General features: G+C 55.4%; 6 protein-coding genes. 2 read left to right on the forward strand and 4 right to left on the reverse strand.

Annotation, left to right across the window (positions count from 1 at the left end; all coding sequences use genetic code 11):
- Positions 1 to 206: 206 nt before the first annotated feature.
- Together AC0QH1_RS04120 and AC0QH1_RS04125 are read right to left on the reverse strand one after the other, a co-directional pair.
- The gene (locus AC0QH1_RS04120) at positions 207 to 791 is read right to left on the reverse strand and encodes a hypothetical protein (RefSeq protein ID WP_324629608.1); all 585 of its coding nucleotides are present in this window, start codon (positions 789 to 791) and stop codon (positions 207 to 209) included.
- Positions 792 to 829: 38 nt separating this feature from the next.
- Entirely contained in the window at positions 830 to 979 is a 150-nt protein-coding gene (locus AC0QH1_RS04125) for a hypothetical protein (protein WP_324629609.1), read from the reverse strand.
- A gap of 9 nt (positions 980 to 988) precedes the next feature.
- On the opposite strand from AC0QH1_RS04125, the gene AC0QH1_RS04130 reads away from it, so the two are divergent.
- On the forward strand, positions 989 to 1,861 hold the full coding sequence (locus AC0QH1_RS04130; protein WP_324629610.1) for a hypothetical protein: 873 nt from the start codon (positions 989 to 991) through the stop codon (positions 1,859 to 1,861).
- A gap of 246 nt (positions 1,862 to 2,107) precedes the next feature.
- Here AC0QH1_RS04130 and AC0QH1_RS04135 read toward each other — a convergent pair whose 3' ends face one another.
- A complete protein-coding gene (locus AC0QH1_RS04135) occupies positions 2,108 to 2,614 on the reverse strand; it encodes a GUN4 domain-containing protein (RefSeq protein WP_324629611.1) in 507 nt (168 codons plus the stop codon).
- A 257-nt stretch (positions 2,615 to 2,871) separates the two neighbouring features.
- On the opposite strand from AC0QH1_RS04135, the gene priA reads away from it, so the two are divergent.
- Entirely contained in the window at positions 2,872 to 5,430 is a 2,559-nt protein-coding gene (gene priA / locus AC0QH1_RS04140; protein ID WP_324629612.1) for a primosomal protein N', read from the forward strand.
- A 152-nt stretch (positions 5,431 to 5,582) separates the two neighbouring features.
- On the opposite strand, the gene AC0QH1_RS04145 is transcribed toward priA, so the two are convergent.
- On the reverse strand, positions 5,583 to 5,780 hold a 198-nt coding region (locus AC0QH1_RS04145), incomplete at its 5' end, for a hypothetical protein (protein WP_324629613.1).

Consider the following 5,780-nt stretch of genomic DNA (forward strand, 5'->3'; position numbering starts at 1 on the left):
TTGACAAAAAAAAGCCAATCGGGTAAAATGGAGCGGATGGGGCAGGCAGGGAACATGTGCAATGCATTGATTGCCGTGAGGGAGCGGGAGGCGGAGCCTGCGGGAGGGCGTTCCCCCAGGGGGGAACGAGAGCAGGGGGCAACCAGAAGACAAAGCCCAAGGGCAGGGCACTGGCCTTGGGGGTGAGAGAGGGGACGAACCGCCAATTAACGGTCAATCAGGAGAGCGCGAATGGTCATGGTTTCGGGGGAGTCAAATTCAATTTCGCGCACCACGAAGTAACTGGTTTTGGCAATATCGAGCAATCCGCGCAATTCCAACCCACTGACCACGGAACCCAACTGCAGCAGGGCTTCGCCGGTTTGCGGGTTTTGCAGTTGCAAGGCACTCACGGGCACCCCGGACCAGGTTTTCAGATTGTCTTGATTGTTCTGTTCGCCGCGTATTTTACGATCGCCCTGAACACCGGAAATAAACAAGTCTTCTTCGCCACTGTACTCCAGGCGATCGATGTCCGAAATCGGGATAGACTCAGAAAACTCATCCACTGAAAGGGTCAACTGTTGGGGGGTAAACCCAGCGAGGTGCCCGGTCATGGAACCACCGGTGTGCGGGGTGAGGGTTGCCAAAGAAGGGGGAATGGGTAATTGGACGGGAATCGGGGTTTGTTCGGCGACTGGGGAGGCATTTTGAGCCGCCGAGGGTGGGGGATCCGGTGGGGATTGTGCGATCGCGGCAATGGCAGTAGACACGGCGATCGCCACCAGAAAAATCTTTACAAAAATTTTCATTTTATGAACCGCCAGTTTCGCCTAATAAGATGTTACGATTATAATCCATAACTCGACCCACCTGCATCCCAGTGGCGGGTCAGCTTGATGCCCCGGTGGGGAGAGGCGGGATATCCGGAGGGATAGCCCGGGGGTTGTCGGGTGAGGAGTGGGGGAAGCGATCGCGCGCCACCAGAAACGTCAAACATAAAATTGCGATGTCGGACAATTCTCACAGCGAACCGCAGGGGTTAGGCACCTTAGCCAGTTTAGTCGTCCTCGTGGGCGCGGCACTTTATTTTACCGGCTGGGTATATCGGTGGGCGTATTTCAGTTTTTTTCAATTAGAAGTCACCACCCTAGATTTGCCCCTAGAATCGTTTTATATTGCGGCATTTCAGGCGCTTTTAGGCGGTTGGGGAGCGATCGCGCGCACGGCGATCGGGATTGTGCTGTGTGCGGTGGGCATTTACCTCACCTTATGGTTCGTGCAACTTGCAGGGCGCAGGATAACCCACCACTTGAAACAGTGGCGCGAGAGGGCGATACAATATGGCGATCGGCATCGCCGATCGCCGGTGGCACAAGTCGTGCAATCCCTCGCCGAATTCAACTCCACGCACTTTAACTCCATCGACTTTTTGCGATCGCTACTCGATGAAATCATCATTTTCCTGTGGGCATTACTCATCCTGTTTTTCCTCGCCCAATGGCAAGCTGACGCCGACGCTTGGACCGACGCAGTGAACGAAACCTCTACCCTTCCCGTGGTCACCTTTTTGCTGCCCGAAGACAACTCCGCACTGGGACGAAAACTAGACAATCCGCTCATCAATCCCGCCGGATTTCGCATCATTGGGGACAAAGCGCGATACAATCGGTTATTGGGCAGAGAAATCACCCAAACCGGCCCGCAACAGGTGCAGAGAGTGTGGCGGTTGCTGATAGACCGCAGCGGATACTTCTACATTTTCCCTACCCTTCCCAACACTGCAAATCGCAGCTTGCGCCCGCCGATAGTGGTGATTCACGAGAGCGATCGGGGCGACCAATTGCTGATTTTGTCACCCCAACCCGCCGAAGCGGAATAAAGGTTCTTGGTTCAACAGATTGTGCCACAATTGTCAAGGCCAATGAGAGAGGTTTTAGCTGAGTCGCGACCTTTTCAAACCCGCACAATTGCGAGCGATCGCGAATGCCTCCGATTCCGCCAATCCTGAAATCAATTCAAACAGAACCGCCAGATTCGCAGGGGTTGCCATTGAGAAATCCTCAGTTTATTGGCCATCAAAAACCCTGCCTTTTCCCCGGAAATTATACCACCTGCCCCTAGCCAATCATTGTTCTTGACACTCTTTTAAGCGCAATGATAAACTTGCCACCCATCCCACGCCCAATCCGGTTTTGGTGTAAAAGGGGGCGGCGGGCAAATGGCCTTCTGGGGCGGTAATATCGAACAGCAATTCGGAATAAGTGCGCCAATCCATCTCCCCCATCGACCATCCTACTGCGTCTGCAAATAAAGCGTAATCCCGCTGAAATTCCTGCCAGATTTGCGCCTGGATGCTGAACCCAAATTGACCGCCGCTATAGTGCGTCCACAGATTATCCAAAATGCATAAATCCGACAGGGGAAATTGCTTCCCGTCTTCTTCCGTGAGATAATCTAAATTCACCAACCATTCCGCCTCGGAGGGGGGAAGGTTTTGGGACATTCGCAGGCGCTGGGCGATTTGCAGCATGATGCGGCGCGTTTCGCGATCGCTGGTTTTCCAGTTCTGTGCTTGGAGAGAATCGCGCAGGGGTTGATAGTTAGCAGCGCCAGTCATCAGATACTCTGGCATTGGGATAATCTAAATCTAGACTAGGGTGGGGTAGAAAACGCGGCCAAGAGAGAGAGCCGTTGGGGGATTAAACGCCGGGAGGAGCGTCACCCTGGATTCTATCATTTTCCGGAGCGAAATTGAAACCGAACGCGAAAAAATTTCAAATTGGGAATTGACCCAAAGGGTTTTCTATCCTAAAATTACCTTAAGCTGCTGCCTGTCTTGAATGAAAAGGCGCTATTATAATCAGGTCGCTTATTGGGCGAGAGAAAACAATGCACGACGAGATCGCCACTGCTGAAATGGATTTATTGCCCCTGCGCGTTGCCGCACCGCGAGGCGGTTACGATGTGGAGGGGGAAAGTCGCGGTGATGCGGCGGATCCGCCCGAGCAGTGGCTCGAGGTGTTGGTGGATTCGCCAGCGACACAGGGATTATTTACTTATCGGGTGCCCCCAGAGTTGGAAGTGCAACCCGGGGATATTCTCAACGTGCCGTTTGGAAAGCAACACTTAGGGGCGATCGCGATTCGCTATGTAGCACAATTGCCCGCCGAGTTAACCAAGGATAAAGTTAAAGATGTAGAAGAGATTGTCGTCGCCGGGTTTTTCTCCCCCCATTATTGGCAACTGTTGGAACGAGTAGCGGATTATTACTACACGCCCCTAATACAAGTTATCAAAACGGCTCTTCCCCCGGGATTGTTGGCGCGATCGCAGCGTCGGATTCGCTTGAGTGGCGAGAGACCTCCGGAGGCGGAGAGTTTCCTCAGTACCCCGGCGCGGCAAATTCTCGACCTGCTGCGCGGGTCGAAAAGCGGAGACTATACGGTAAAGTATATCCGGCGTCAAGTGCGCCGCGCCGATGCGGGATTGCGGGAATTGAGCAAACGCGGTTGGGTGGAAAGTTACCTGGAATCGCCCAAAGCGCCGCGTGCGAAAACCAAACAAGCGGTGACGCTAGTAGGCCCTTCGTTTCCCCTGGACTTGACGAAGCGACAGCAGGAAGTGCTACAGGTGTTGCGGCGGCGCGGGGGGGAACTGTGGTTAACCGAGTTGGTGCAAATTTGCCAAACCAGTTCGTCGGTGGTGAAGAAACTGGCGGAAAAAGGCTGTGTGGAAATCTACGATCGCGAAGAATTGCGCGCCTTCGCTCAACCGGCACAAACGCCAGATATACCGAAAGCGCTCACTTCCGCTCAAGCAAATGCCCTGGAAGTGATTAATCAGATCCAAGGATATGGGCGAGTGCTGCTGCATGGGGTGACGGGTTCCGGGAAAACCGAAGTTTACTTGCAAGCGATCGCGCCGATACTCGAGCGCGGGAAATCGGCGATCGTGCTAGTGCCGGAAATCGGCCTGACGCCGCAACTGTGCGATCGCTTTCGCGCCCGGTTTGGCGATCGCGTGGCCGTATATCACAGCGGATTATCCGACGGAGAACGCTACGACACTTGGCGACAAATGCTCGCCGGCACGCCGCAAATCGTCATCGGCACGCGATCGGCGATTTTTGCCCCCCTGCCCAACCTCGGGGCGATCGTCTTAGATGAAGAATACGATGGCAGCTACAAACAAGACCGACCCGCCCCCACCTACCACGCCCGCACTGTAGCGCAATGGCGCGCCGAGTTATCCGATTGTCCGTTAATTCTCGGTTCCGCCACTCCCTCGTTAGAAACTTGGGTGGACATTGCCGAAGCATCCGACAACCCGGGAGATGACCGCCCCCTCACCTACTATCTCTCCTTGCCCGAACGCATCCACGCGCGACCCATGCCCCCGGTAGAGGTGGTGGATATGCGCCAGGAACTTCGCAAGGGCAACCGCTCGATTTTTAGCGAAGTCCTGCAACGGGAGTTACATACCCTGGGAGAAACAGACCGCCAGGGAATCTTATTCATTCATCGCCGGGGACATAGCACCTTTGTATCTTGTCGCAGTTGCGGCTATGTGATGGAATGCCCCCATTGCGATGTTTCTCTCTCTTATCATAAAGTGCATGAAGATGCGGCAGATTTTTTGCGCTGTCATTATTGCGGTTATACTCGCCGCCCGCCCCAACGCTGCCCCGAATGCGAGTCCCCGTATTTCCGGCACTTTGGCAGCGGCACCCAGCGGGTGATGCAGGAATTGGGGCGGCAGTTTCCCCAGTTGCGGGTGATTCGGTTCGATAGCGATACCACTCGTGCGAAAGGGGCACATCGGGCATTGCTGTCTCGGTTCGCCCAGGGGGAAGCGGATGTGTTGCTGGGGACCCAAATGCTGACCAAGGGGTTAGATCTGCCCCAGGTGACGTTAGTGGGGGTAGTGGCGGCGGATGGATTGCTGAATATGTCCGATTTTCGGGCATCGGAACGGGCGTTTCAAATGTTAACTCAGGTGGCGGGTCGTGCGGGTCGCGGGGATGACCCGGGACGGGCGATCGTGCAAACTTACTCCCCGGAACATCCGGTGATTCAGGCGATGCAAGGCCACGACTATGGCCGGTTTATCGAGATGGAGTTGGAACAGCGAGAGGCCCTGAGTTATCCGCCTTACGGACGGTTGGTGTTGTTGCGGATATCGGGAGGGGATGATTGGATGGTGGAGGATATCGCGATCGCGATCGCCTCAGCACTCGGCGGTCAAGACGCACATCTCACGCGCGGCTACGAGTTGCTCGGTCCGGCCCCCGCACCGGTGTTGCGCGTCGCCGATCGCTACCGCTGGCAGATTTTGCTCAAGTTTCCCCCCGGGGAGTCGGTGCAGTTACCCCCCGTGGAAGCGTTGCGATCGCTCTGTCCCCAGGAAATTAGTTTGGCGATCGATGTGGACCCGCTGAATTTGAATTGATACCCTCTCCCAGCTCGCTTCCGGTGCGCGAATCCCTTCAGCGGTGCGTGACCCCCGTGGTTCCTCAAGGGGAGAATTGCTCACTTCCTTGGGGGGGGTCACGCACCCTACGGGAGCTGTGGAAAGCATACTTTTACCCGGGAAACATGATATTATTCCACGGAATCCACGGGAAGCCGAGGTTTTAACTCGTTTATCGGCGCGCCCGGTTCGGCTTCAGATTCGGTGGGCGGGATGGTGGGTTCCTCCGTGGGTGTCTCCTCAGAGGTCTGCGCTTCGCCGTCCAATTCCTCAGTCGGTGCCACCTCCGAGGGTTGTGCTTCGCCGTCCAATTCCTCAGTCGGTGCCAC

It is taken from the genome of Phormidium sp. CCY1219, from assembly GCF_055795085.1.